We start from the raw sequence: 22615 nt of genomic DNA on the forward strand, positions 1-22615 counted from the left end.
AAACGCCGCCCAGGCGGCACATGAAGGAGCAGTTCAGATGCGTGCATCACCTATTCAGCCGACGGTCGATTTCAACGCGGACGGCGAACAACATGGCTTTCTGAAACTGCCGCACTCGCACGATGGTTCTGCGTGGGGCGCCGAGATGATTCCCGTCACCGTCGTGCGCAATGGCGAAGGACCGACTGCATTGCTCACCGGCGGCAATCATGGCGACGAATACGAAGGGCCGATCGCGCTGTCAAAACTGGCGGTGTCGCTGAAAGCGAAGGATGTGAAGGGGCGCGTGATCGTCGTGCCGTTCATGAACTTTCCGGCGTTTCGAGCGGGAAGCCGCACGTCGCCGATCGATCGCGGCAATCTGAATCGCAGCTTCCCCGGCAAGCCGGACGGCACGGCGACCGAAAAAATCGCCGACTACTTCCAGCGGTATCTGCTGCCGCTTGCCGATTACGTGCTCGATCTGCACGCGGGCGGGCGCACGCTCGACTTCGTGCCATTCGCCGCCATTCACGTCTTGCCCGACGCGAATCAGCAGTCGCGTTGCGAAGCCGCGATGCGCGCATTCGGCGCGCCGTATTCGATGCGCATGCTCGAACTGGATAGCGTCGGTTTATACGACACGGCCGTCGAGGAGGCTGGCAAGGTGTTCGTCTCGACGGAACTTGGCGGCGGCGGCACGGCCACCGTGCAGAGCGTTGCAATCGCGGAGCGCGGCGTGCGAGGCTTTTTGCAGCATGCGGGCATTCTCGCAACGGCTGCCGACAATGCGACCGCGCCAAACACCGCGCGCACCACGACGCTGCTCGATATGCCCGACGCCACCTGCTACACGACGAGCGAGCATGATGGTCTGCTGGAATTGTGCAAGGACCTCGGCGATATGGTCGAAAACGGAGAAGTCATCGCGCGCATCTACGATGCGTCGCGCACCGGCACCGCGCCCGTCGAATATCGCGCGCGTCGTGCGGGCATGCTCGCCGCGCGGCATTTTCCCGGCCTCGTCAGAACCGGCGATACGGTGGCGGTGCTGGCCGACGTCGTCGAGCGCGGCATACCGGTCACGGCGCGCTAACGGCGTAATCGTCCGATGAAGCTCGACCGCTACGATCTGGCGATTCTGCGCATCCTAGCGCACGATGGGCGCATCACCAAGTCGCGCCTCGCCGAGGAAATCAACCTGTCGATATCGCCGGCGTGGGAACGCGTCAAGCGTCTCGAGGAAGGCGGCGTAATACGCGGCTATCGCGCCGACATCGATTGGGTGGCCGCGTTCAAAGGCAGCCGCGTGGTGGTCGAAGTTACACTCGCGCGTCACACCGCGCACGACATGCGGCGTTTCGAAGAGCGTGTCGCTCGCGCGCCGCAGGTCGTGCAATGCCACGCCACCGGCGGCGGCGTGGACTATGTCATGCACGTGATGTCGCGTGATATCGACCACTATCAGCGCTTCATCGATTCGCTGCTGGGCGACGAACTGAGCATCGAAAAGTACTTCACGTACATCGTCACGAAGGTCGTCAAAAGCGGCGTCGAAGAGTTGCCGGACTGGGCGCAGGAGAGCATCGGCGACGGCGCATGAAGCGTGCCGGCGGCTATCGTCCGGCGGCTTTGCGCGGCCGCAGAAAAACGCACGACGTCATTTCGAAATTCAGAAAAAAAGCCAGGTTTCAAGGCGCATCAACCAAAAAAAACACAGCGCCGCAGCCCGTACAGTGACACACATGGATTGCAAACAGGAGGCATTCATGTTGCTGGGTCATCCGGTTCTTTTCAAGTCGTTGTGCTATGTCGATGGGCGCTGGGTGCATAGCGCGAGTGCGACGAGCATTCCAGTCCTCAATCCCGCCGATCAAAAGGTGCTCGGCCACGTACCGATGCTGGACGCCGCGCAGATTACCGAAGCAGTTGACGCCGCCGGGCGTGCGTTCTCGAAATGGCGCTGGCTGCCGGTTAATCAACGCACGGCATTGCTGCTGCGCTGGCATGAACTGATCCTGCGCCATCGGAATGATCTCGCGGCGATTTTGTCGCTCGAACAGGGCAAGCCGATTGCCGAAGCGCGCGGCGAAATCACATACGGCGCGAGTTTCGTCGAATGGTTCGCGCATGAAGCACGCCGGCTGAATGGCCGCAACATTCCGACTCATATCGATGGTGCGCATCTCGGTACGGTGATGGAACCCGTGGGCGTCGCTGCGCTGATCACGCCGTGGAACTTTCCGTGCGCGATGATCACGCGCAAAGCGGCTGCCGCGCTCGCCGCCGGGTGCACCGTGGTCGTGAAGCCTGCGCACGAAACGCCGTTCTCCGCACTCGCGCTCGCGCAACTGGCCGAAGAAGCTGGCTTTCCGGCGGGCGTGTTCAACGTCGTGCTCGGCGAGCCGCAAGTGGCGATGGAAACGCTCGTGAGCGACAAACGCGTGCGTTCAGTGAGCTTCACGGGATCGACGCGCGTTGGCGCGCTCGTCATGCAGACGGCCGCGCGCGCCGGCATCAAGAAGACGGCCCTGGAACTTGGCGGCAACGCGCCTTTCATCGTGACGGCGGACGCCGATCTCAAAGAGGCCGTGCGTGTTGCAGTCGCGGCGAAGTTTCAGACCTCGGGGCAGGATTGTTGCGCAGCCAATCGCATCTTCGTCGCGCGGCCGCTGTACGAGGCATTCGTCGAACGCTACACCGAAGCCGTGCGGGCGCTGAATGTGGGCGCCGCATTCGAGGAAAACGTGGATGTCGGGCCGCTGATGCACCAGGCCGCATTCGACAGCACAGCACAGCGCGTTGCCGACGCGAAGGCGAAGGGCGCGCGCATCACGGTGGGTGGCAACCCGCACGAGCGCGGCGGCTGGTTCTTCGAGCCAACCGTGGTGGCCGACGCGGCGCCGGGCATGCGTATCTACGACGAAGAAAACTTCGCGCCGATCTCGGGGGTGTCGCCGTTCGATGCGCTCGACGAAGTGATCGAGCGCGCGAACGATACCGAATACGGCCTTGCCGCCTACGTCTGTGCGCGGGACATCAACACGGTTTTTCAACTGATCCGCCGTCTGGAATTCGCGATGGTTTCGGTCAACGGTGCGAAGTTCACCGGTGCACCTATTCCGTTCGGCGGCGTCAAGTCTTCGGGACTCGGCCGCGAAGGCGGAGCCGAAGGCTTCGAACCGTTCGTCGAAACCCGCTATTTCTGCCTCGGGCAACTTGGCCTGCCGGTTACCGAGAGTCGCGCAGCGTAGCGCAACTCAAACCCTGGATGGATTACACGAAGGAGCTTCCGATGACTCAACTCGATCAACTCTTTAACACCGACCGCGCGCACTTCATGCATCCGTCGACGCATGCGCACGACCACGCGAATGGCGCGCTGCCCGGGCGCATCGTGACGGGCGCCAAAGGCATTCGCATCGAAGACCACCAGGGCAAGTCGTATATCGACGCGTTCGCCGGTCTCTATTGCGTGAACATCGGCTACGGCCGCACGGAAGTCGCCGATGCTATCTACGAGCAGGCGAAGAAGCTCGCCTACTATCACACCTACGTCGGCCACTCGACCGATACGATCATCGAATTGTCGAAGCGCATCATCGACTGGTCGCCGCAGGGGATGAAGAAGGTGTACTACGGCATGTCCGGGTCGGACGCCAACGAAACGCAGATCAAGATCGTCTGGTACTACAACAACGTGAAGGGCCGTCCGAACAAGAAGAAGATCATCTCGCGGCAGCGCGGCTATCACGGCTCGGGCATCGTGACCGGCAGCCTGACGGGCTTGCCGAGCTTCCATCAATGCTTCGATTTGCCAATCGATCGCGTCAAGCATACGGTGTGTCCGCACTGGTATCGGCAGGCGCCGGCGGGAATGGACGAAAAGCAATTCGTCGCGTATTGCGTCGACGAACTGGAGAAGCTGATTGCGAAAGAGGGCGCCGATACGATCGCCGCGTTCATCGCTGAACCGGTGATGGGCACCGGCGGCATTCTGCCTCCCCCTGCCGGTTACTGGCCCGCCATCCAGCAGGTACTGAAAAAGCACGACATTCTGCTGATTTGCGACGAAGTCGTGTGCGGTTTCGGCCGGGTCGGTTCGAAAATGGGCGCGCAGCACTATGGCATCGCGCCGGATCTGATTACCGTCGCGAAGGGCCTGACGAGTGCCTATGCGCCGCTGTCGGGCGTGATCGTGAGCGAGGGCGTGTGGGACGTGATCGACAAGGCGTCTCAGGAACTCGGCGCGATGGGGCATGGATGGACGTACTCGGGCCATCCAGTGTGCGCGGCGGCGGCGCTCGCGAATCTGGATATTTTGGAGCGCGAGAACCTCACGCAGAACGCCGCGCAAACCGGCGCGTACTTGCTCGAACAGCTTCATGCCGCGTTCGACTCGCATCCACTGGTCGGTGAAGTGCGCGGCGCGGGCATGCTGGCCGCGCTCGAATTCATGGCCGACAAGGAGGCTCGCCGGCCGTTCGACGCGGCGCTGAAGGTCGGTCCGCGCGTGTCGGCGGCGGCCATGCAGCGTGGCTTGATCGCGCGGGCGATGCCGCACGGCGATATTCTCGGCTTTGCGCCGCCGCTGGTGACCTCGCGCAGTGACGTTGACGAGATCGTGAAAATCGCGCGTGAGGCGTTGGATGAGGTTGCGTCGGCGGCGCTTGCGCCGGCTGCCTCTTCGTGAGGCTTCGTGATGCGTCAATAGCCTGAACACAGGTGCAAAAAAGCCAGACCCGTGGGTCTGGCTTTTTTGCGCTGCGAACCGCGTTTGCGTTTCAAGCTGCCTTGGCATCGTCGCGGTAATGCCGATCCGGCACGACGACGATGTTGCCGACGAAGCGTTTCGACATGAATTGCGCTTGCGCTTCATGAAACTTCGACAGCGGCCAGGTCGCCGCAAGCACCGGTTTGATGGTGCCCGCCTGAATATGGTCGAGCACGCGCTTGAATGCGGCGCGCGTGCCTTGCGACGATCCGTTCAACTGTAACTGTTTCAGATACATGGTGCGCAGATCGAGTTGGACGAGCGGGCCCGCAATCGCGCCGGCCGTCGTGTAGCGGCCTTCGGGGCGAAGCACGTTCAATAGCTTGCCGAACAATGGGCCACCGACCAGATCGGCCACGACGTCGACAGGCTTGCCACCGGTCATCCGTTCGACCGCAGCGCCGAAGTCCGCGCTGTCGCGCAGCATCGCGCCTTGCGCGCCGAGCTGGAGCACTGCATCTTCCTTGCCCCGGCTCACGACCGCATACGGAATCGCACCGCGAGCCCTGCACAGCTGAATGACGGCCGAGCCCACGCCGCCCGAGGCGCCCGTGATCAGTACCGCTTCGCCGCGCTTTACGGCGGCGCGCTCGAGCATCTGCTCGCCGGTGTGGTACGCGCACCAGAATGTCGCGAGTTCGGCATCGGAGCAAGACGAATCGACGCGATGTGCGCTCACCGAAGGCACCGCCGTGTATTCGGCATAGCCGCCGTCGCGGCCGTGGCCGATGTAGTCGATGTCGGCGAGGCTGTCGTCATCGCGGTTGTAGATCGACGCATCGACGATCACCCGTTCGCCGATGCGCGTTTCGCTCACGCCGCGGCCGACGGCGACCACACGTCCGACGATGTCCGCGCCTTGAATGCGCGGAAACGTCAGCGTCGAGCGGCCGCGCCGCCAGGTCGAAACGGCTTGCGGGTCGTCGTCGGTGCCGTAAGCGCCTTCACGAACCCACACATCGGTATTGTTCAATCCGCACGCGGTGACGTCGAGCAGCACTTCGCCTGGCTGGCACGCGGGAACGGGCACGTCGTTGCGATAGACGAGCTTGTCGAGGCCGCCGTGCGCGGTGAGCACGACGGCCTTCATGGTCTTTGGCAGCATGGTTTTCCTTTGGGGAACCCGTTGCGGGATGCGAAGTGAGCACGCAGACGGGTTCCAGGCGGTGGCAGGGGCTTACGGCTTGATGAACAGCTTGCGCGGCGTGTTGCAGAGCGTCTCGACGCCGGTATCGGTGATCAGGATGCTCTCGGTGATCTCGAGGCCCCAGTCGTCGAGCCACAGACCCGGCATGAAGTGGAACGTCATGCCGGGCTCCAGCACGGTCTTGTCGCCGGGGCGCAGGCTCATCGTGCGCTCGCCCCAGTCGGGCGGGTAGCTTGCGCCGATTGGATAGCCGCAGCGGCTGTTCTTTTCGATGCCGTATTTGTTCAGCATGGCGAAGAACGCGTTGGCGATGTCTTCGCAGGTATTGCCGGGTTTGGCGGCGGCAAGCCCCGCTTCGATTCCTTCGACCACGGCACGCTCGCCGTCGAGGAAATGTTTCGGCGGCTTGCCCAGGTACACCGTGCGCGATTGCGGGCAGTGATAGCGCTTGAAGCAGCCTGCAATTTCGAAGAACGTTCCCGCGTCTTTCGCGAACGGCGTATCGTCCCATGTTAGATGGGGAGCAGCGGCATCGGCGCCCGTCGGCAAGAGCGGCACGATGGCGGGATAGTCGCCGCCATGACCGTCCACACCCGCAATGCCGGTCGAGTAGATCTCGGCAACCAGGTCGTTCTTGCGCATGCCGGGTTCGATCCGCTCGACGATGCGCGCATGCATCCGCTCGACGATACGCGCGGCCACACGCATGTATTCAATTTCACGTGCCGATTTGACAGCGCGCTGCCAGTTCACCAGCGCGGTGGCGTCCTGCCATTTCGCGTTCGGCAGATGCGCGACAAGCGACCGGTATGCGGCTGCGCTGAAATAGTAGTTGTCCATTTCAACGCCGATGCGTAGTGCGCCCCAGCCGCGCGCCTCGATCACTTCATTCGCGAGGTAGTCCATAGGATGGCGGTCCGGCGACTGCACGTAATGATCCGGATAACCGACGATCTGATCATGCTGCATGAACACGGTGCGTTTTGCGCCGTTGGCGTCCTGACCGCGGCCGAACCATACCGGCTCGCCCTCGAGTGCGAGCAGCACGCACTGATGCACGTAGAACGACCAGCCGTCGTATCCGGTGAGCCAGGCCATATTGGTGGGATCGGACACGATCAGGAGTTCGACTCCCGCCGCCTGCATGGCCTTGCGCGTTTTGGCCAGACGCGTGGCGTATTCGGCGCGTTCGAATGGCAAGCGTACCGCAGGCGCTGCACTTTGCCGTTCCAGGTTTGTTGTATCGGACATCTTCCTATCTCTCTCTGGGCGTGACGTCGGTTCGGAGAATGGCGCCTTGTTCAGGTGCTCCGGCACGCGACAAGACGCCTTTGGGGCGTTTCTGGGCGCAGTCTAATGCCGCGAAAAAGCCGCTTCGAATGTGCTAGTTCAATCTTCGACGTGCGCATGAGAGCACGGTGCGACGCAGCAAAAGCTCGCTGGCTCGTCCAGGTGTTGACCCTGATGCGAATGCCGGTTTGGTGCATGAATGCCCTGTGGGGCGGCATTGCGCGGCACGTTTTCGGTGCGGGGAAAAAGAATTGTTCTAGAGCAATCGGATCGCGAATATGGCTTTGTATTCTGATTTGCATAGCGGAACCGGCCAGCCTGGCAGCATTGCCGGGCGCGACTGCCGATGAACCGCGTTCCGGCAAACCCCTGGCATGAAGAACGGGAATCGAATCGAGATGAATACCGCGCGAGTCACCGACACGCTGAACGTTTCAGATATTGCTCCGACCGCCTTTGCTGCCGCCTCGCGAGTCGCGCGAGCTCACGTCGGCGATTCGCATGTCGAAGCCGCGATGAACAAGCCGCTGATCAAGATCGACCGCGTCACGAAGCGCTATGGCGCGCTGACCGTGCTCGACGAGTTGTCTCTGGAGGTGATGCCGGGTGAGAAGCTCGCGTTGATCGGACCATCGGGTTCGGGCAAGACGACGATCCTGCGCATTCTGATGACACTCGAATCGATAAATGGCGGTCACGTCGAGATCGATGGCGAGCCGCTGTTTCAGATGCGGCAGGGCGAGCGCATGGTGCCCGCGAACGAGCGGCATTTGCAGAAGATGCGCTCGAAGGTCGGCATGGTGTTTCAGCATTTCAATCTGTTTCCGCACAAGAGCGTGCTCGACAACATCACGCTTGCGCCCATCCTGACCCAGGGTGAGAGCCGTGAATCGGCTGAAAGGCGGGCGATGGAATTGCTCGACATGGTGGGCATGGCGGACAAGGCGAAGAGTCGTCCTGCGCAACTCTCCGGTGGGCAGAAGCAGCGCGTCGCGATTGCGCGCGCGCTGGCCCTTGCGCCGCGAATCATGCTGTTCGACGAAGTGACGTCGGCGCTCGATCCCGAACTCGTCGAAGAAGTGCTCAACGTGATGCAGCGCCTGGCGAAGGAAACCGACATGACGATGCTGCTCGTCACGCATGAAATGGGTTTCGCGCACGACTTCGCCGACCGCGTGCTGTTCTTCGACCGCGGCCGGATCATTGAAGAAGGCAAACCCGAAGACATCTTCCGGCACCCGGAACACGAACGGGCCCAGGCGTTTCTCCGCAAGATCATCGCTGCGGGCCACAGGCTTTGAGCCGCTGCGGTGTCTTGAACGCACGCCATTGCATACGACCACGATAAAGGAGCCGCAACCATGAAATTGAAAGGCATGCTGATCACGGGGACGATTTCGCTGCTGGCGCTAGGCGGCGTTGCGCTCGCCGCGCAGGACAAGCTGGCGCAACTAAGACAGCAGGGCTTTGCGCGCATTGCCATCGCGAACGAACCGCCGTTCACGGCAGTGGGCGCCGATGGCAAGGTGACCGGCGCCGCACCGGATGTGGCGCGCGCGGTGTTCAAGAAACTTGGTGTGAACGACATCGTCGCGTCGGTTTCCGAGTACGGTGCAATGATTCCTGGTCTCGCGGTCGGACGTCACGACGCGATCGCGGCAGGGCTTTTCATGACGCCGCAGCGTTGCGCAGCCGTTGCGTATTCCCAACCGGTGCTGTGTGCGGTCGAGGCATTCGCGGTCAAGAAAGGCAACACGAAGAACATCAAGACCTATGAGGCGATCGCCAAAGATCCGAAGGCGGTGATCGGCGTGGAAGGCGGCACGACCGAACAGAAGGTTGCGATGGCCGCCAATATTCCGGGCGACCGCGTGATCGTCGTGCCGGATGGCCAGAGCGGACTGAAGATGCTGCAGGACGGTCGCATCGATGCATTCGCGCTGCCGCTGCTGTCGATCAGCGATCTGCTCGCGAAGGCGAAAGATGCCAATCTGGAATCCATTGCGCCCGTGCAGGGCACGCCGGTGCAATGCGATGGCGTAGCGTTCCGCAAGCAGGATACGGCGCTGCGCGATGCGTTCGACGTCGAGCTGAAAAAGCTGAAGGAGTCGGGCGAATTCGCGAAGATCGTCGAACCCTATGGATTCTCCGCCAAGGCCGCGATGTCGACCAGCCGCGAAAAATTGTGCGCGGCTTCGAAATGAAGCCGTTCGGGGCCTGTCGCAACACGAGGTGCGTCCATGCATGACTGGTACGGCTATCTTCTGCTGATTCTGAAGGGCGCTCAGGCCACCGTCGAACTCACGGTGATGGGGGCGGTACAGGCCCTCGTGATGGCGTTTGTCGCCGGATTGGGGCGCTTGTCGCGATTCTCCGCGGTGCGATCGCTGGCGACAGCGTATATCGAGTTCTTTCGCGGCACATCGGTATTCGTCCAACTCTTCTGGGCGTATTTCGTCTTGCCGATGATTGGGTTGACGCTGACGCCCTTGCAGGCCGGTGTCCTCGCGCTCGGTCTGAACGTCGGCGCATATGGCGCGGAAGTGGTGCGCGGCGCAGTGGTGGCGATTGGCCAGGAGCAAAGGAACGCCTGTATCGCATTGAATCTGACCCGCTATCAACGCATGCGGCATGTGATCCTGCCGCAAGCATTGCCGCTGATGCTGCCGACCTTCGGCAACAACGCAATCGAATTGCTCAAAGGCACCGCTGTCGTCTCGCTGATTTCGCTTGGCGATATGACCTTTCAGGCACAGGTAGTGCGCTCGCAGACAGGCAATACCTTGATTCCATTCGCGACGATACTCGTACTGTATTTCGCCATGGCGTGCCTGATTGCGTTCGGCATGCGCAAGCTCGAGCGCCGGGTGAGCTTCGGACTCGACGGGATGAGGAGATAAGCGCATGGAATGGGACTGGAGTTTCGCGCGCCAGATCTTGCCGATTCTGCTGCAAGGTCTGGAGATCACCGTGCTCGCCACCGTGCTCGGTGCGATCGTGGCGGCCGTAGTCGGCATGGTGTTCGCGGTGCTGCGCCTTTCGCCGAATCGTGCGGTTGCCGGCGGCACGACGGCTGTGGTGAGCTTCATTCGCGGCACACCGTTGCTCGTGCAACTGTATTTCGTGTTTTATGTGCTGCCGGATATCGGCGTTCGCATGCCCGCGCTCGCTGCCGGCGTGCTCGCGCTCGGCGTGCACTATGCGACGTATGCGGCGGAGGTTTATCGAAGCGGTATCGAGAACGTGCCGCGCGGACAGTGGGAAGCCGCGAAGGCGTGCAATTTGAGTCCATCGCAAACGTGGCAGCACATCATCCTGCCCGAAGCCGTCCCGCCGATGCTGCCCGCGCTCGCGAACTATCTGATTTCGATGTTCAAGGAAACGCCGCTGCTGTCGGCGATTACCGTGCTCGAATTGATGAACGAGGCGAAGATCATCGCGAACACAGACTACCGCTATCTCGAACCGATGACGCTGGTTGGCGTCCTGTTCCTGTGCATCAGCCTGATCGCAGTAGCCGCGGTGAGATTGCTTGAAAAGCGCTTTCCGCCTCTCGGACATTGAGCAATGCGACCCGTCATCCAGTCTGCCGATCGTGCACCGCGCCTTAATGAACGCGCACTAGACAAGCGTATCGGGCTCGTGATTCTCGCCACCGATCACACAACCGAACCGGACTTCGCGGCGCTCGTCGCAAGCGAACGGATCGGCATTTATGTGAACCGCGTGCCTTACGTGAACCCGGTCACGCCGGAAAATCTGCGTGCGATGCAGCCCTCGCTGACCGCCGGCGCAGCGTTGATCTTGCCCGACGAAGCGCTCGACGTCGTGATGTATTCGTGTATGTCGGCGTCGGTGATGATCGGCGCCGCGCAGATCGAAGCGGCGATTCATGCAGCGAAGCCGCAGGCGCATGTGGTTACGCCGACCGCCGCCGCAGTGGCCGCGTTGCGCGCGCTCGGCGCGCGGCGCATCAGCGTGCTCACGCCCTATACGGTGGAAACCAGCGCGCCGATGGCAGCGTATTTCGCTGCGCAGGGCTTCGTAATCGATCGCTTCACCTGCCTGGGCCTGGCCGACGACCGCGAGATGGCGAGAATCTCGCATGACGACATTGTGGAATTTGCCCATTCGGCAACTGCCGACGAATCCGATGCACTTTTTATTTCCTGTACGGCGGTGCGTGCGGCCGCGCTGGTCGCGCGCATCGAGACGTCGATTGGCAAGCCCACAGTCAGCAGCAATCTTGCAACGGCGTGGATGTGTCTGCGTCTTTGCGGCAACAACAACGCGAGGCCCGCACAGGGACGATTGATGACGCTGCCATTGCCATCGCTCGAAGTTTGAGGGACGCAAATCGCGGCAAGCGCGGATCACCCGCAGAGATTTCGATGTGGTCGGGACGCTATCACATCGCTGGACATTCAGGACGAACGATGGACTACGCACATTCATGGGACAACGAGGCGGAGCGGTGTCAGTCAACGAGTCTGCTTTGTCGCGCCATTGCAGCTTCGGCGCTCGGCAACGCCACGGAGTGGTTCGATTACGGCATCTACGCATATGGCTTGAGCTACATATCGGCCGCACTATTCCCGGGCAGCACGGCTCAAGCCACACTTTTCGCGCTCGCGACGTTCGCCATTTCATTTCTGGTTCGTCCACTGGGCGGATTGTTCTGGGGACCACTCGGAGACCGCCTCGGTCGCAAGCAGGTGCTGGCGACAACGATCATTCTGATGTCGGTGGCCACGCTGCTGGTCGGACTCGTGCCGACCTACGCGCGCATCGGCTGGTGGGCGCCGGCACTCTTGATCGTCCTGCGGATGGTTCAGGGCTTTTCCACAGGTGGCGAATATGGCGGCGCCGCGACCTTCATGGCCGAATACGCGCCCGACAAGAAGCGAGGTTTTTGCGGCAGCTTTCTTGAGTTCGCGACGCTCGCGGGTTTTTCGCTCGGCGCGTTTCTGATGCTCGGCTGCTCGGTCGTGCTCGGCAATACCGCCATGCATGAATGGGGATGGCGACTGCCTTTTCTGATCGCTGCGCCGCTGGGTCTGATCGGCTTTTACTTGCGCTCGAAGCTGGAGGATACGCCGGTGTTCGTCGAACTGGAGCGCGCGAGCCAGAAGGAACAGCAAACGGAACCGCAACAATGCACCACGCTGAAGGCACTGGTGATTGATCACTGGCGGCCGCTGGTGTTACTCGGTGGTCTGGTGGTGGCGCTCAACGTGGTCAACTACGTGCTGCTGGCATACATGCCCACCTTCATGCAGAAGCAGCTTGGCATGGGCGAAAATGCGTCGGTTCTGGTGCCCCTGATCGGCATGCTGACGATGATGCTGTTCCTGCCTTTCGCAGGGGCTGTCTCTGACCGGATCGGCCGCAAGAACGTCTGGTGGTTTTCCCTCGTCGGGCTTTTCGTTGCCGCCATTCCGATGTTCCTTCTGATGAAGCACGGCCTCATCGGCGCATTGATTGGATTTTCGGTGTTGGGCCTGCTTTACGTTCCGCAGCTTGCGAGCATCTCGGCGATGTTTCCCGCGATGTTCCCCACGCAGGTGCGTTATGCGGGGATGGCGATTGCGTACAACGTATCGACGTCGATCTTCGGTGGCACGGCTCCGCTGATCAGCGAGTGGTTGATCGCGCGCACGGGCAATGTCCTCGTGCCGGCTTACTACATGATGGGCGCGTGTGTAGTCGGCGCGCTGGCGCTGATCTTCGTGACGGAGACGTCTGGCTGTTCGCTACGGGGGCGAGACATTCCTGGCAAGCGGAAAGCGTCGATATAGCGTAATGCATTCGAGTTCCCGGCGTGGGCTGTTTTCGAAGTTGCCTCGTTGCCGCGCACGCGTCGCCTGGGTATGACGCATGGAGGCGCACAGCGGGGCGGGGCACGTCCACGCGGGACCGAGGCCTTGTCCATCCGGTCGCTTGTTAAAAGCCAGAAGCGGTGGGCGAGACACGCGACCGCAACATGCATTGGCAACTGTGACAATCTCGGGCGTCATCGATGTGACGACTGTTGCGGGCCTGGAGGCTCGTGAATTCGGCGCTCAAATGCCGCTCAAAGTCTAAACGGCGTCTTTAAGCGCCAGGTATGGCACAGGCTGCCGGGCAAAAGCGGATCTAATCCTTTCATATTAGCGATCCGCTCCTGATCGCCTGACCGGCTCGCCTGTTCACAGCTGCGATTCGATGGGCAACAGCCCAAGGAACCAGACTTCCAGTCGCCGCGCTGCAGACACTGCAGGTTCTGCATCCAGCGTGGTCTTCGTGCCATCCGGCGCGGTCTGGATCCACACGAGATGCGTGCGGCCAGCGGTGTCCGTCCGAGTCGCCACGCGCCACGCGATCTGGTCGATTCCCGATTCCAGGTCCGTTGCCACTTTGGCGGCAATGTCTGGGCTCTCGCAGTAGACCCCGATCTCCGTATTGAGCTTCAGGGAGCGGGGGTCGAAGTTCATTGAGCCGATGAAAATGCTCCTGCGATCGAAGATGTACGTTTTTGCGTGAAGCGAGGCGCGCGACGACCCGAACACTACCTGCTTCGAAATGCTCTGGTCTCCGAACGGACGTCGCTCGTACAGCATCACCCCTGCGTCGACGAGATCACGGCGGTAAAGCCGGTAACCGGCATGGACGGCAGCCACGTCGGTAGATGCAAGGGAGTTGGTCAGTACCGTCACGCGCACGCCGCGCGCGACGAGTGCGCGCAGCCGATCGACCTCTGCCTTGCCCGGCACGAAGTACGGCGACACGATGATCAGCTCATGCCCGGGTTCGAGTTCGAGCGCTTTCAGCTTCGGGAACAGGTGCCCTGCGTCGTCGCGCGGCGAATGAGCGATCTTCGACGGATCGTCGTACAGCACTACGGCATGCCCCCAGGAAAACTGCGTACCCTGTCCGTGAACGATCCTCTCGAGCCGTTGCCGTGCTATGACCACATACGGGTTGTCTTCCATGGTCCGCAGGTAATCGCGCAACCGCTCGCGTTCCTGTTCGAGACCTTCGGGCGCGGCATCGTGTCCGACGAGCGCTTTGACAGGGTACACATAAGGGGAATTCCAGAACGTATCGAACTCGGTCGATACGTCGGCCACGGCGGGACCACGCACTACGACATCGAGATCGCCAAATTCGAGCATCGACGATGCGCCGAAGTATTCATCACCGATATTGCGGCCTCCGAGGATCGCAGCCTGGTCGTCCGCGATCATTGCCTTGTTGTGCATGCGCCGGTTGACGCGGGCAAACTCAAGCGCGGCGCCAGTCTTCCGGAACGTGCGGGTCGCGACCGGATTGAACAGGCGGATCTCGATGTTCGGGTGCGAACTGATATCGAGCAACTTGCTGTCATTCGCGTTCGTGCCGAGATCGTCGAGCAGTAGGCGCACCCTTACGCCGCGATCCGCCGCGCGGATGATTGCATCGGCCAGTTTGCGGCCGGTCAGATCGTCATGCCAGATGTAGTATTGGAGGTCGAGTGATCGATCGGCGCGATCGGCGAGCAGTACGCGCGCGTCCAGAGCGTCGACCGGATCCTGCAACAGGTGAAAGGCATCGAGACCTGGGTGGGCCTCGGCCTGAGCCCGAAACGCGAGGCCCAGCCGTGTGTTCGCGGTATCCGTGATGGCGTACGATGGCTCGCGGTCTGGCTGCGAAGGCAGGCTGCCGCACGCGACCAGCGCAAACAGCGAAAGCATCGCGGTAAACGAAGCCGGCGTGACCATGAATGCCTTTCCTTCGGGCGAAGTGTGCTGTCTTGCCGGCGGGCGAACCGTTCGCCGCATCGCGTGCCGGTTTGTCAGATCAATCGGGTCCGTCGCCCGTCGTGCTTGCCGCGACAATCGCTCGGGTGAGCACGGACCGGCAAGGTGCAGTGAAGACGCCGGACATCACGGGCGAGGGCGACGGCATTCGGGCGAGCATTGCAGCGGGACCGGATGCCGTCACAGGACCATATGAATCACTCGCGCACGTTACTGGCTGGCGCCCGCAGCTGCGTTGGCCTTCTTCTGCGCATCCTGCAGGTTCTGCGGATAGTTCGGGTCGTTCTGCGCCGGCTTGTAGCCAGCATCTTCAAGCTTCTTGATTTCGGCTGTATTTTTCGCGCGGGCGGCTTTGCGTTCTGCCTTGTGCTGTGCTTTGGCCTGTGCCTTTGCCTGTTTCTTCTGTTCCTTGGTGAGCGGCTGTGAAGCTGCGGCCTGGGCGGCGGCTGGCGCACTGGCCTCCGTTTGCGCGAGTGCTGACGAGGCGGAGCCAATCAGACATGCCGTGGTGGCAGCGGCGAGAGTCAGCTTGCAGATGGTGGAGCGCATTGATTCCCCTAGTGATTGATTGGAGTACCCAAGGTTGGGAGGACGCGAGCCGCTACGTAGCACGGGGGTGTGCCCCGGGGTACACCCGTTATGCAATGTAAGCGATCCGCGCAAAAGAGAATAGCAAACGCAATCCTGATGCGCCAGAGGATGCACCGTGCGTACCGCAGCCTTGCCTGGTTGGGGGCTTTTCAGCCACTGCAGCGACGATGAGGGGGCGTTCTATGGCTAATACATATCGTTGTACGCACAACTGTTAAACGGTCGCGCGGGATGCGGCGGGGTTGCCACTGAGAAGTGGTAATGTCCGCCATGCGATGGCGTGAAAAAGAAGGAGAGGCCCGGACAGGCCTCCCCCGAAACACGCCTGCGCGGTGCGCAGTGCGTGGAGAAGATACCTTCAGCGAGAGCGCTACGCTAAAGGGATTAGGACGATGATTCCCGAACTGGACTTCGTGTGATTGCGCGTCGCACCGCCGGTATGACCTCGGTAGCGAACAGCTCGATCGATTGCCGGACCATGTCGAATGGCAGTCCGCCGATATCCATCTGGGCCATGTAACGCTGATGCCTGAATAGCTCGTACTCGAAGAGAATCTTGTCGACGATCTCATTGACGCTGCCGACGAACAGCGCACCACGAGGCGAAGCCAGGGATTCGAAGTCGCCACGCGAGATTTCAAGCTGGCCGCGCGGCAGGTTGTTCGCGATGTAGCGGCGGTAGTGGGGAAAGAAGTCGTCGCGCGCCCGGGCGCCATCTCGCTGCACGTGGAAATGACCGGAAATGGCCACCTGCAGCTGCCCGGCCGGATGCCCCGCGGCGAGACCGGTCTGCCGATACATGTCGATGAAGGGCACGAACTTCTCCGGCAATCCACTGATGTTGGCGAGGTTCAGGGGGGTGTCAGAATTTCCGTGTTCAAGGCGGGGTTGAGAATCACACGGATGGTCGAACGAATCGATCCGCGTAGAGGATAGCGAATTGGTTCATGGCTGTCTTCCAGTCGTGAGCCGCACGGCCCCAGTCAGCGGTGATGTTGCGCAGTGCCAGCCAGATCAGTTTTGTTGCCGCATCATCGCTCGGGAAGTGGCCTCGGGACTTGATGATCTTGCGTAACTGCGAATTGATATTCTCGATGGCGTTCGTCGTGTAGATCACCTTGCGCACGCCCGGCGGGAACGCAAAGAACGGAATCACGCGATCCCAGGCGCGGCGCCACGCAGCACTGACCGGCGGGAACTTCTGGCCCCAAGGACCTTCGGCAAACGCCTCCAGTTCGGCCTGTGCCGCTTCTGCGCTTGGCGCGGTGTAGATCGGGCGGATCGCGGCGGCCAGCGATCTGCGATCTTTCCAGCTCGCGTAATCAAGGCTGTTGCGGATCAGATGCACGATGCAGGTTTGCAGGGTGGTCGCCGGGAACACAGCCGCGAGCGCTTCGGGCATGCCCTTGAGGCCGTCGGTGACAGCAATCAGGATGTCGCCCACGCCACGCGTTTTCAGATCGTTGAACACCTTCATCCAGAACTTCGCGCCCTCGGTGTTCTCGATCCACAGGCCCAGGATGTCGCGTGTGCCGTCGGGCAGAATGCCCAGCGCCAGATAGACGGCCTTGTTGCGCACGACGGCATCCTCGCGGATCTTCACGCGCAGCGCGTCGAAGAACACGACCGGATACATCGGCTCAAGCGGTCGGGCCTGCCATGCGGTGACTTCGCTCATCACCTCGTCGGTGACCGAACTGATGAACTCGGGCGAGACCTCGGTAGCGTATTGCTCTTGCAGGAAACCCTGAATCTCGCGCACGGTCATGCCTCGGGCATACATGGCGACGATCTTGTCGTCGAAGCCCGTAAAGCGTCGCTCATGTTTGGGAATCAGCAGCGGCTCGAAGCTGCCGTCACGGTCGCGCGGCACCTCGATGCGGATCGGGCCGTCTTCGGTCAGAACCGTTTTGGCACCACGCCCGTTGCGCTGGTTCGTCACGCTCGCCGGTTTGGCAGCGCCTGGCGCGTAGCCGAGGTGGTGATTGAGCTCGCCGCCCAGCGCGCGCTCGATCAGCGCCTTCTTGAGGGCGAGCGTCGCGGCGTTGATGGCTTCGGCCGTCATCGGGCCGTTGCCGAATTGCTCCAGCAGTTCAGCGGGAATCGCCGGCAGCTCTACCGGCGGGGTTTTTGGTTTGCGAGGCATAGGTTCTCCAGGGGAGCATCATATGCCTTGAACACGAAATTAATGACAGGCCCAGGTTCAGCGGCAGACCGGCGCGGCCGGCGCGAATGGCACTCGACGGCGTGCCGCCCGCTGCCAGCCAGATCGGAAGACGCCCGCGCACCGGCCTCGGCATGATCGCGGCGTCGGTGAGGCCCGCGCGATGGCGTCCTGACCACGTGACGCGCGCTTGCTCGTTGATCGCTGTGAGCAACGCCAGCTTCTCCTCGAACAGCGATTCGTAGTCCGCAAGCGCATAGCCAAAAAGCGGAAACGATTCGACGTATGCGCCTCGCCCGACGAGCAGCTCTGCACGTCCGCCCGAGATCAGGTCGAGCGTCGAGAACTGTTGATAGAGGCGAACGGGATCTTCGGAGCTCAGGATGCTGACCGCGCTCGTCAACCGCATGCGACGGGTCACGGCGGCAATCGTGCCCAATACGACGGACGGCGAGGAAACGGCAAAGTCTGCGCGATGGTGCTCGCCGACGCCGAACACGTCGATGCCGGCTTCATCGGCGAGTTTCGCGGCGGCGACGATGGCTTCGATGCGTCGTTGCGCTGCGGTGGCGCCGGATGCCCCGGTCGCGAGATCGCCGAACGTGTAAATACCGAATTCCATGGCATCAGTCCCGGGCAAGGCGCGTCACGCGTCAGGCGTTGCGCAGCGTCGGCTTGAGCGCGAAGGCTCCATCTCCGAGCAGCGCCAGGACAGCGGCAGCGACCGCGAGGAAAACCGGGTATTCCCAGCCACCGTTCGCGCTGGTGAACATCCAGCCGTTGCCGAAGTGGACCGTCGAGGCCATGAACAGCTCGATCGCGGCAACCGCGGCAATGGCACGCGCGTACACACCCGTCAGCAACAGTGCGCCGCCAACAATCTCGAAGGCAATGATGGGCCAGGCGAACCAGCCGGCGAAGCCCACGGACTCGAAGAATTTTGCGGTGCCGGCCGGCGTGAAGACGAGCAGCTTGGTCAGGCCGTGTGCAACGAACATGAGGCCGAGCGCGAGGCGCAGGAGGAGGGCGGCATACGGTGCGGTGCGGGTATCGGTCATGATGGGCTCCGGTTGGTTGGGTTAGTCCAGATTGATCTGCTGGTGAATCCAGCGCGAGAAGTCACTTGCGATGTCGGCGCTGAGCGTATGGCCGACCGGGTACAGGCGCGTGTCGTGCATGACACCGAGGCGGGTGAGCCAGTTATCGGCATGCCCGGCAAAGCTCACAGGCAGTTTGTCGTCGTGCTGGCCGTGCGCGATAAACGCCGAGACCTGCGCGAGCCGGTCCGGGGACGCGAGATGCGGCTCGATCTCGGGCAGAATGCGGCCGCTCAGGATCGCGAAGCGCGACACGTCTTCGGGCGCGGACAACGCGACGCTCGCGCTGAGAATGCCGCCCTGGCTGAAGCCGGCCATCATGGCTGGCTGTGCCACGGGGGCGTCGGCGCGGGCCAGCGAGCGCACCAGTTCGCGCAGACGCGTGCGGCTCTCGTCTGCCTGCCAGGCGTTGATGACGGGCCCCTGTGCGCTGAAGCGGACATGGAACCAGGCGTGCTGTCCCGGGCCAAGCGTGAGCGGGCCGCGCACGAAGACGATTTCGAGGCGAGGGTCGAGCGTTTGCGCGAGCGGCATCAGGTTCGTTTCGTTGCCGCCTACCCCGTGAAGCAGGAAGAGCCTGGCCGCCGGCTGCCCTGCCGCCTGCCGCAGCCGGAACGAGAGACCTGAGGAGGTGTCGTTGTGCAGAATATCCATGAGTCGAGGGCCTCCAATGGCCTTACTTCGCAATCCATGCCGGCGCGATGACAGTGGGTTTCATGCCCCGCGCCTTGTTTTACGCGTGAGAGGGGATGGGCAGATTCTATTGATCGCAGTAATGAAGATAAACTTGGGTGCTGTGGATTTATAATCCCGATAAACGAGACAATAGATGGATCGAAGTCAGGAAATGGCGGTATTCGTCGCGGTCGTCGACGCGGGCAGCTTTGTCGGCGCCGTCGATACCTTGCGGATATCGAAGGCGGCCGTGTCGCGCTATGTCGAGTCGCTTGAGCAGCGCATCGGGGTGCGACTCCTGCACCGTACGACGCGCCGTCTGTCGTTGACGGAAGAGGGGCGTCTGTTCTACCAGCGGGCGCGTGAAATCCTCGAGGCGATGGACAACGCGGAAGCCGAGGTGAGCTCGCGCACCCAGGTTCCTGGCGGGCTGGTGCGGGTCAACGTCCCGCTCAGCTTCGGCGTGTCGCATCTTGCCCCGCTATGGGGCGACTTCATGGCCGCCTGGCCGCAGATCGACCTCGAGATCACGCTGAACGACCGCGTCGTCGATCTCGTCGACGAAGGCTACGATCTGGCCGTGAGGATCAGTACGCTGCCGGATTCGTCGATGGTGTGTCGCAAGCTGGCCTCGACCGCGATGGTGGTGTGCGCCTCGCCCGGCTATCTCGCGCGCCACGAAGCGCCGCGCCATCCGCGCGATCTGGCCGCGCACCGTGTGCTGGCCTACACGCATTTGTCCGGCCGCGACGAGTGGCAATTTGAAGGGCCGGAAGGCAAGGTTCTGGTGCGCACGCAAGCACGCATGTATTCGAACAACGGCGACACGTGCCGCGCCATTGCGCTGCGCGATGGTGGCGTCATCCTGCAGCCGGACTTCATGATTGGCGAAGACGTGAAGGCCGGACGGCTGATCCGGTTGATGCCGGAATATCATTCAATCGAACTCGGAATCTACGCGGTTTATCCAAGCCGGAAGCAGTTGCCGCTGAAAGTGCGTTGCCTGATCGACTTCTTGTCGGACGCGTTTCGCGTGCCGCCGTGGCACCCCTGCACGGAAGCATGAGGTATCGCTCGCGGTCCCGCTTGATCGTTTGATGCAAACGCGGCGCGGCTCTCAGTGCGCCAGGTCGGCGCGGCACAAGCCGGGGTATTCGTGGCACCTCGACGAATTGTTCGTGACGCGGCGCGGGGAGCCTTACTTGGTGTGGCATGCGGTCGACGAACACAGCGCCGAACTGGATGTGCTGGTGCAAAAGCAGCGCAACAAGGCGGCGAAGCGCTTTTTCCGGCGGGTGCTGCGCTCAAATCCGTTGCCGCGCCTCGCCAGGTTGACAAAAAAGCGTGTCACGCTTGGGGATATTCGTCAGACACATGCTCCAGGGCGTGCCGACTATTTTCCGGCGGCTGTATATACCGCGTCATTGACGATCGCAAGCGCGGGTTAACGAGGCCATAAAAACCATATTTTTCCAAAAAAAATGCGGTATATACTGCCCTTCATCGCAGCGTCCGCGCAGCGCGTATTTCACGCATCGCCATTCTTGTCAACAGCTGTCATTCTCTCAGGAGAACTTATGAAGCGCGTCGCAAGTTGGAAGCGTTTTACGCTCGCACTCGCATTGGCCGCCACCAGCGTCTCCGCGTTCGCTGAAGATCAGCTCGCCAAGGTCAAGAAGGCCGGCGAACTGGTGGTCGGAACCGAAATGCAGTTCGCACCGTTCGACTTTCTCGAGAACGGACAGCAAGCCGGCTTCAACAAAGAACTGTTTGCCGAAATCGGCAAGGAGCTCGGCGTGAAGGTACGCTTCATCGACCTGCCGTGGCCGAGCGTGCTCCCGGGCCTCGAAGCGGGCAAGTTCGACATGGTTGGCGGCCCGCTCACGGTTACGAAGGCCCGCATGGAGCGCTACGCGTACACGCTGCCCGTGGCTGACGCGACCGATGCACTGCTCAAGCGTGCGAACGACACGTCGCTCAAGCAGTCCAGCGACGTCGCCGGCAAGAACATTGGTGCGGCGAAGGGTACCGCGCAGCTCGACCAGTTGAAGGCCTATGTAGCGACCCTGCCCACAGCGCCGACGATCCGCGAATATGTCGACAACAACCAGGCGTATTCGGATCTCGCCGCGGGCCGGATCGTCGCGGTCGCGAATGCAATGACGAATATCGCCTACGTCGCGAAACAACGTCCGGAAACATTCGCAGTGCTCACGCCACCGTTCGGTGCAAAGGTTTACTACGCATACTGTGTGCGCAAGGACGCGGACAGCAAGCCACTGCTCGACGCGTTCAACGCGGCGCTGCTGAAACTCCAGGCTGACGGCAGCCTCGCCGCGCTGCAGAAAAAATGGCTCGGCACGACGATGGCCGTTCCCAATACGATGCCGACGCCGAACTTCTGACGCGCCTCGTTCCCCATCCCGCTGCGATGCACGCGGCGGCACCGTCCGACAACGACACGCCCCGCCATGTTCCATCTGAACGTGTTCATGCAATCGTTGCCGCTGCTGTTTCAGGCGACGCTCGCCACGGTGACGATCTCGCTGGCCGGACTCGCGATCGGCTTTTTCATCGGCCTCGCGGTTTGTTCCGCGCGGCTCTCGCCGAACCGCTGGCTAAGCAGACTGGGCGGCGCCTATGTGTTCTTTTTCCGGGGAGTACCGCTGCTCGTGCAACTGCTCCTCGTCTATTACCTGCTGCCGTTCGTCGGCATCAACGTGCCGCCGCTCGTGGCCGCCATCAGCGCGGTGTCGCTGTGCTCGGCGTCGTATATCGCCGAGATTCTGCGAGGCGGGTTTCTGAGCGTGCCGTATGGACAGATCGAAGCGGCACGGATGCTCGGCATGCGCACGTTCGCGACGCTCTGGCGCATCAAGGTGCCGCAAGCGTTCCGTCTCACGCTGCCGTCACTCGCGAACGAAATGGTGCTGCTGATCAAGGCATCTTCGCTGATTTCGGTGGTCGGCGTAGCCGAGATCACGCGCACCGCGCAGAACATTGCCGCGAGTACCTACCGGCCGCTCGAAGTTTATGTTGCGGCTGGGCTGATCTATCTGGTCATCAACGGCGTGCTCGCGAGCCTCGCACATCTCGCCGAAGTGCGGCTGCACGCATGAG

General features: G+C 61.9%; 23 protein-coding genes and 1 pseudogene. 15 read left to right on the top strand and 9 right to left on the bottom strand.

From position 1 onward, the window contains the following. Positions 1 to 37 precede the first annotated feature (37 nt). From doeB to P5W98_RS26140, 5 genes are read left to right on the top strand one after another with little or no spacing between them, the layout of a single operon-like run. Complete coding sequence (doeB, locus tag P5W98_RS26120; protein ID WP_421027652.1) at positions 38 to 1075, top strand: N(2)-acetyl-L-2,4-diaminobutanoate deacetylase DoeB; 1038 nt, start codon at positions 38 to 40, stop codon at positions 1073 to 1075. A gap of 15 nt (positions 1076 to 1090) precedes the next feature. Beyond that, complete coding sequence (locus P5W98_RS26125) at positions 1091 to 1582, top strand: Lrp/AsnC family transcriptional regulator (protein ID WP_421027653.1); 492 nt, start codon at positions 1091 to 1093, stop codon at positions 1580 to 1582. Then, on the top strand, positions 1579 to 1719 hold the full coding sequence (locus tag P5W98_RS26130; RefSeq protein ID WP_421073378.1) for a hypothetical protein: 141 nt from the start codon (positions 1579 to 1581) through the stop codon (positions 1717 to 1719). Before P5W98_RS26125 ends, P5W98_RS26130 begins: the two co-directional genes overlap by 4 nt. A 29-nt stretch (positions 1720 to 1748) precedes the next feature. Next, entirely contained in the window at positions 1749 to 3233 is a 1485-nt protein-coding gene (locus P5W98_RS26135; RefSeq protein WP_421027654.1) for an NAD-dependent succinate-semialdehyde dehydrogenase, read from the top strand. A gap of 41 nt (positions 3234 to 3274) precedes the next feature. Then, entirely contained in the window at positions 3275 to 4672 is a 1398-nt protein-coding gene (locus P5W98_RS26140) for an aspartate aminotransferase family protein (protein ID WP_421027655.1), read from the top strand. 91 nt (positions 4673 to 4763) lie between these two features. On the opposite strand, the gene P5W98_RS26145 is transcribed toward P5W98_RS26140, so the two are convergent. Both P5W98_RS26145 and doeA read right to left on the bottom strand, forming a co-directional pair. Further along, positions 4764 to 5858 (bottom strand): alcohol dehydrogenase family protein, encoded by a 1095-nt coding sequence (locus P5W98_RS26145; protein WP_421027656.1) that lies wholly within the window; start codon positions 5856 to 5858, stop codon positions 4764 to 4766. 72 nt (positions 5859 to 5930) lie between these two features. Continuing rightward, entirely contained in the window at positions 5931 to 7151 is a 1221-nt protein-coding gene (gene doeA / locus P5W98_RS26150) for an ectoine hydrolase DoeA (protein ID WP_421028032.1), read from the bottom strand. 437 nt (positions 7152 to 7588) lie between these two features. Between doeA and ehuA the strand changes: the two genes are divergently transcribed. The 6 genes from ehuA (at position 7589) to P5W98_RS26180 (ending at position 12988) form a co-directional block, all read left to right on the top strand. Continuing rightward, positions 7589 to 8491 (top strand): ectoine/hydroxyectoine ABC transporter ATP-binding protein EhuA, encoded by a 903-nt coding sequence (ehuA, locus tag P5W98_RS26155; protein WP_421027657.1) that lies wholly within the window; start codon positions 7589 to 7591, stop codon positions 8489 to 8491. 60 nt (positions 8492 to 8551) lie between these two features. Then, on the top strand, positions 8552 to 9394 hold the full coding sequence (gene ehuB, locus P5W98_RS26160; protein WP_421027658.1) for an ectoine/hydroxyectoine ABC transporter substrate-binding protein EhuB: 843 nt from the start codon (positions 8552 to 8554) through the stop codon (positions 9392 to 9394). A 36-nt stretch (positions 9395 to 9430) separates the two neighbouring features. After that, positions 9431 to 10090 (top strand): ectoine/hydroxyectoine ABC transporter permease subunit EhuC, encoded by a 660-nt coding sequence (gene ehuC, locus P5W98_RS26165; RefSeq protein WP_421027659.1) that lies wholly within the window; start codon positions 9431 to 9433, stop codon positions 10088 to 10090. 4 nt (positions 10091 to 10094) lie between these two features. Then, complete coding sequence (gene ehuD, locus P5W98_RS26170; protein ID WP_421027660.1) at positions 10095 to 10754, top strand: ectoine/hydroxyectoine ABC transporter permease subunit EhuD; 660 nt, start codon at positions 10095 to 10097, stop codon at positions 10752 to 10754. Positions 10755 to 10757: 3 nt separating this feature from the next. Further along, positions 10758 to 11537: an ectoine utilization protein EutA gene (gene eutA, locus P5W98_RS26175; RefSeq protein ID WP_421027661.1), complete on the top strand. Its 780-nt coding sequence runs from the start codon at positions 10758 to 10760 to the stop codon at positions 11535 to 11537. A gap of 89 nt (positions 11538 to 11626) precedes the next feature. Continuing rightward, complete coding sequence (locus P5W98_RS26180) at positions 11627 to 12988, top strand: MFS transporter (protein WP_421028033.1); 1362 nt, start codon at positions 11627 to 11629, stop codon at positions 12986 to 12988. A 390-nt stretch (positions 12989 to 13378) separates the two neighbouring features. Here P5W98_RS26180 and P5W98_RS26185 read toward each other — a convergent pair whose 3' ends face one another. From P5W98_RS26185 to P5W98_RS26215, 7 genes are all read right to left on the bottom strand, one after another. Next, the gene (locus P5W98_RS26185; RefSeq protein ID WP_421027662.1) at positions 13379 to 14929 is read right to left on the bottom strand and encodes a phospholipase D family protein; all 1551 of its coding nucleotides are present in this window, start codon (positions 14927 to 14929) and stop codon (positions 13379 to 13381) included. Positions 14930 to 15178: 249 nt separating this feature from the next. Continuing rightward, entirely contained in the window at positions 15179 to 15517 is a 339-nt protein-coding gene (locus tag P5W98_RS26190; protein ID WP_421027663.1) for a DUF4148 domain-containing protein, read from the bottom strand. Between the two features lie 426 nt (positions 15518 to 15943). Next, on the bottom strand, positions 15944 to 16375 hold the full coding sequence (locus P5W98_RS26195) for an LLM class flavin-dependent oxidoreductase (RefSeq protein ID WP_421027664.1): 432 nt from the start codon (positions 16373 to 16375) through the stop codon (positions 15944 to 15946). Positions 16376 to 16454: 79 nt separating this feature from the next. Continuing rightward, a complete protein-coding gene (locus tag P5W98_RS26200; protein WP_421024726.1) occupies positions 16455 to 17705 on the bottom strand; it encodes an IS256 family transposase in 1251 nt (416 codons plus the stop codon). Continuing rightward, positions 17653 to 18345 (bottom strand): LLM class flavin-dependent oxidoreductase, encoded by a 693-nt coding sequence (locus tag P5W98_RS26205; protein ID WP_421027665.1) that lies wholly within the window; start codon positions 18343 to 18345, stop codon positions 17653 to 17655. Before P5W98_RS26205 ends, P5W98_RS26200 begins: the two co-directional genes overlap by 53 nt. Before the next feature lie 31 nt (positions 18346 to 18376). Then, entirely contained in the window at positions 18377 to 18781 is a 405-nt protein-coding gene (locus P5W98_RS26210) for a DoxX family protein (protein ID WP_421027666.1), read from the bottom strand. A 21-nt stretch (positions 18782 to 18802) separates the two neighbouring features. After that, a complete protein-coding gene (locus P5W98_RS26215) occupies positions 18803 to 19474 on the bottom strand; it encodes an alpha/beta hydrolase (protein WP_421027667.1) in 672 nt (223 codons plus the stop codon). Positions 19475 to 19649: 175 nt separating this feature from the next. Here P5W98_RS26215 and P5W98_RS26220 point away from each other — a divergent pair, with 175 nt between their 5' ends. From P5W98_RS26220 to P5W98_RS26235, 4 genes and pseudogenes are all read left to right on the top strand, one after another. Further along, positions 19650 to 20561: a LysR family transcriptional regulator gene (locus P5W98_RS26220; protein ID WP_421027668.1), complete on the top strand. Its 912-nt coding sequence runs from the start codon at positions 19650 to 19652 to the stop codon at positions 20559 to 20561. Positions 20562 to 20622: 61 nt separating this feature from the next. Next, positions 20623 to 20817, top strand: a pseudogene (locus P5W98_RS26225) (DDE-type integrase/transposase/recombinase); the annotation flags it as partial. Positions 20818 to 21072: 255 nt separating this feature from the next. Further along, positions 21073 to 21900 carry a transporter substrate-binding domain-containing protein gene (locus P5W98_RS26230; protein ID WP_421027669.1) on the top strand — a complete coding sequence of 276 codons (828 nt, stop codon included), beginning with the start codon at positions 21073 to 21075 and terminating at the stop codon, positions 21898 to 21900. 66 nt (positions 21901 to 21966) lie between these two features. Then, on the top strand, positions 21967 to 22614 hold the full coding sequence (locus P5W98_RS26235) for an amino acid ABC transporter permease (protein WP_421027670.1): 648 nt from the start codon (positions 21967 to 21969) through the stop codon (positions 22612 to 22614). Position 22615: the final 1 nt, after the last annotated feature.

Source organism: Paraburkholderia sp. A1BS-2L, from assembly GCF_051125205.1.
GTDB lineage: Bacteria > Pseudomonadota > Gammaproteobacteria > Burkholderiales > Burkholderiaceae > Paraburkholderia.

Excerpts from the sequence above, each read along its gene's own strand:
- P5W98_RS26215 (WP_421027667.1), bottom strand. The coding sequence starts at position 19,474 with ATGGATATTCTGCACAACGACACCTCCTCAGGTCTCTCGTTCCGGCTG.
- P5W98_RS26140 (WP_421027655.1), top strand. The coding sequence starts at position 3,275 with ATGACTCAACTCGATCAACTCTTTAACACCGACCGCGCGCACTTCATG.
- P5W98_RS26145 (WP_421027656.1), bottom strand. The coding sequence starts at position 5,858 with ATGCTGCCAAAGACCATGAAGGCCGTCGTGCTCACCGCGCACGGCGGC.
- doeB (WP_421027652.1), top strand. The coding sequence starts at position 38 with ATGCGTGCATCACCTATTCAGCCGACGGTCGATTTCAACGCGGACGGC.
- ehuD (WP_421027660.1), top strand. The coding sequence starts at position 10,095 with ATGGAATGGGACTGGAGTTTCGCGCGCCAGATCTTGCCGATTCTGCTG.
- P5W98_RS26210 (WP_421027666.1), bottom strand. The coding sequence starts at position 18,781 with ATGACCGATACCCGCACCGCACCGTATGCCGCCCTCCTCCTGCGCCTC.
- ehuC (WP_421027659.1), top strand. The coding sequence starts at position 9,431 with ATGCATGACTGGTACGGCTATCTTCTGCTGATTCTGAAGGGCGCTCAG.
- P5W98_RS26205 (WP_421027665.1), bottom strand. The coding sequence starts at position 18,345 with ATGGAATTCGGTATTTACACGTTCGGCGATCTCGCGACCGGGGCATCC.
- P5W98_RS26220 (WP_421027668.1), top strand. The coding sequence starts at position 19,650 with ATGGATCGAAGTCAGGAAATGGCGGTATTCGTCGCGGTCGTCGACGCG.
- doeA (WP_421028032.1), bottom strand. The coding sequence starts at position 7,151 with ATGTCCGATACAACAAACCTGGAACGGCAAAGTGCAGCGCCTGCGGTA.
- P5W98_RS26125 (WP_421027653.1), top strand. The coding sequence starts at position 1,091 with ATGAAGCTCGACCGCTACGATCTGGCGATTCTGCGCATCCTAGCGCAC.
- P5W98_RS26135 (WP_421027654.1), top strand. The coding sequence starts at position 1,749 with ATGTTGCTGGGTCATCCGGTTCTTTTCAAGTCGTTGTGCTATGTCGAT.
- P5W98_RS26130 (WP_421073378.1), top strand. The coding sequence starts at position 1,579 with ATGAAGCGTGCCGGCGGCTATCGTCCGGCGGCTTTGCGCGGCCGCAGA.
- P5W98_RS26185 (WP_421027662.1), bottom strand. The coding sequence starts at position 14,929 with ATGGTCACGCCGGCTTCGTTTACCGCGATGCTTTCGCTGTTTGCGCTG.
- eutA (WP_421027661.1), top strand. The coding sequence starts at position 10,758 with ATGCGACCCGTCATCCAGTCTGCCGATCGTGCACCGCGCCTTAATGAA.
- ehuA (WP_421027657.1), top strand. The coding sequence starts at position 7,589 with ATGAATACCGCGCGAGTCACCGACACGCTGAACGTTTCAGATATTGCT.
- P5W98_RS26190 (WP_421027663.1), bottom strand. The coding sequence starts at position 15,517 with ATGCGCTCCACCATCTGCAAGCTGACTCTCGCCGCTGCCACCACGGCA.
- P5W98_RS26235 (WP_421027670.1), top strand. The coding sequence starts at position 21,967 with ATGTTCCATCTGAACGTGTTCATGCAATCGTTGCCGCTGCTGTTTCAG.
- P5W98_RS26200 (WP_421024726.1), bottom strand. The coding sequence starts at position 17,705 with ATGCCTCGCAAACCAAAAACCCCGCCGGTAGAGCTGCCGGCGATTCCC.
- P5W98_RS26230 (WP_421027669.1), top strand. The coding sequence starts at position 21,073 with ATGAAGCGCGTCGCAAGTTGGAAGCGTTTTACGCTCGCACTCGCATTG.
- ehuB (WP_421027658.1), top strand. The coding sequence starts at position 8,552 with ATGAAATTGAAAGGCATGCTGATCACGGGGACGATTTCGCTGCTGGCG.
- P5W98_RS26180 (WP_421028033.1), top strand. The coding sequence starts at position 11,627 with ATGGACTACGCACATTCATGGGACAACGAGGCGGAGCGGTGTCAGTCA.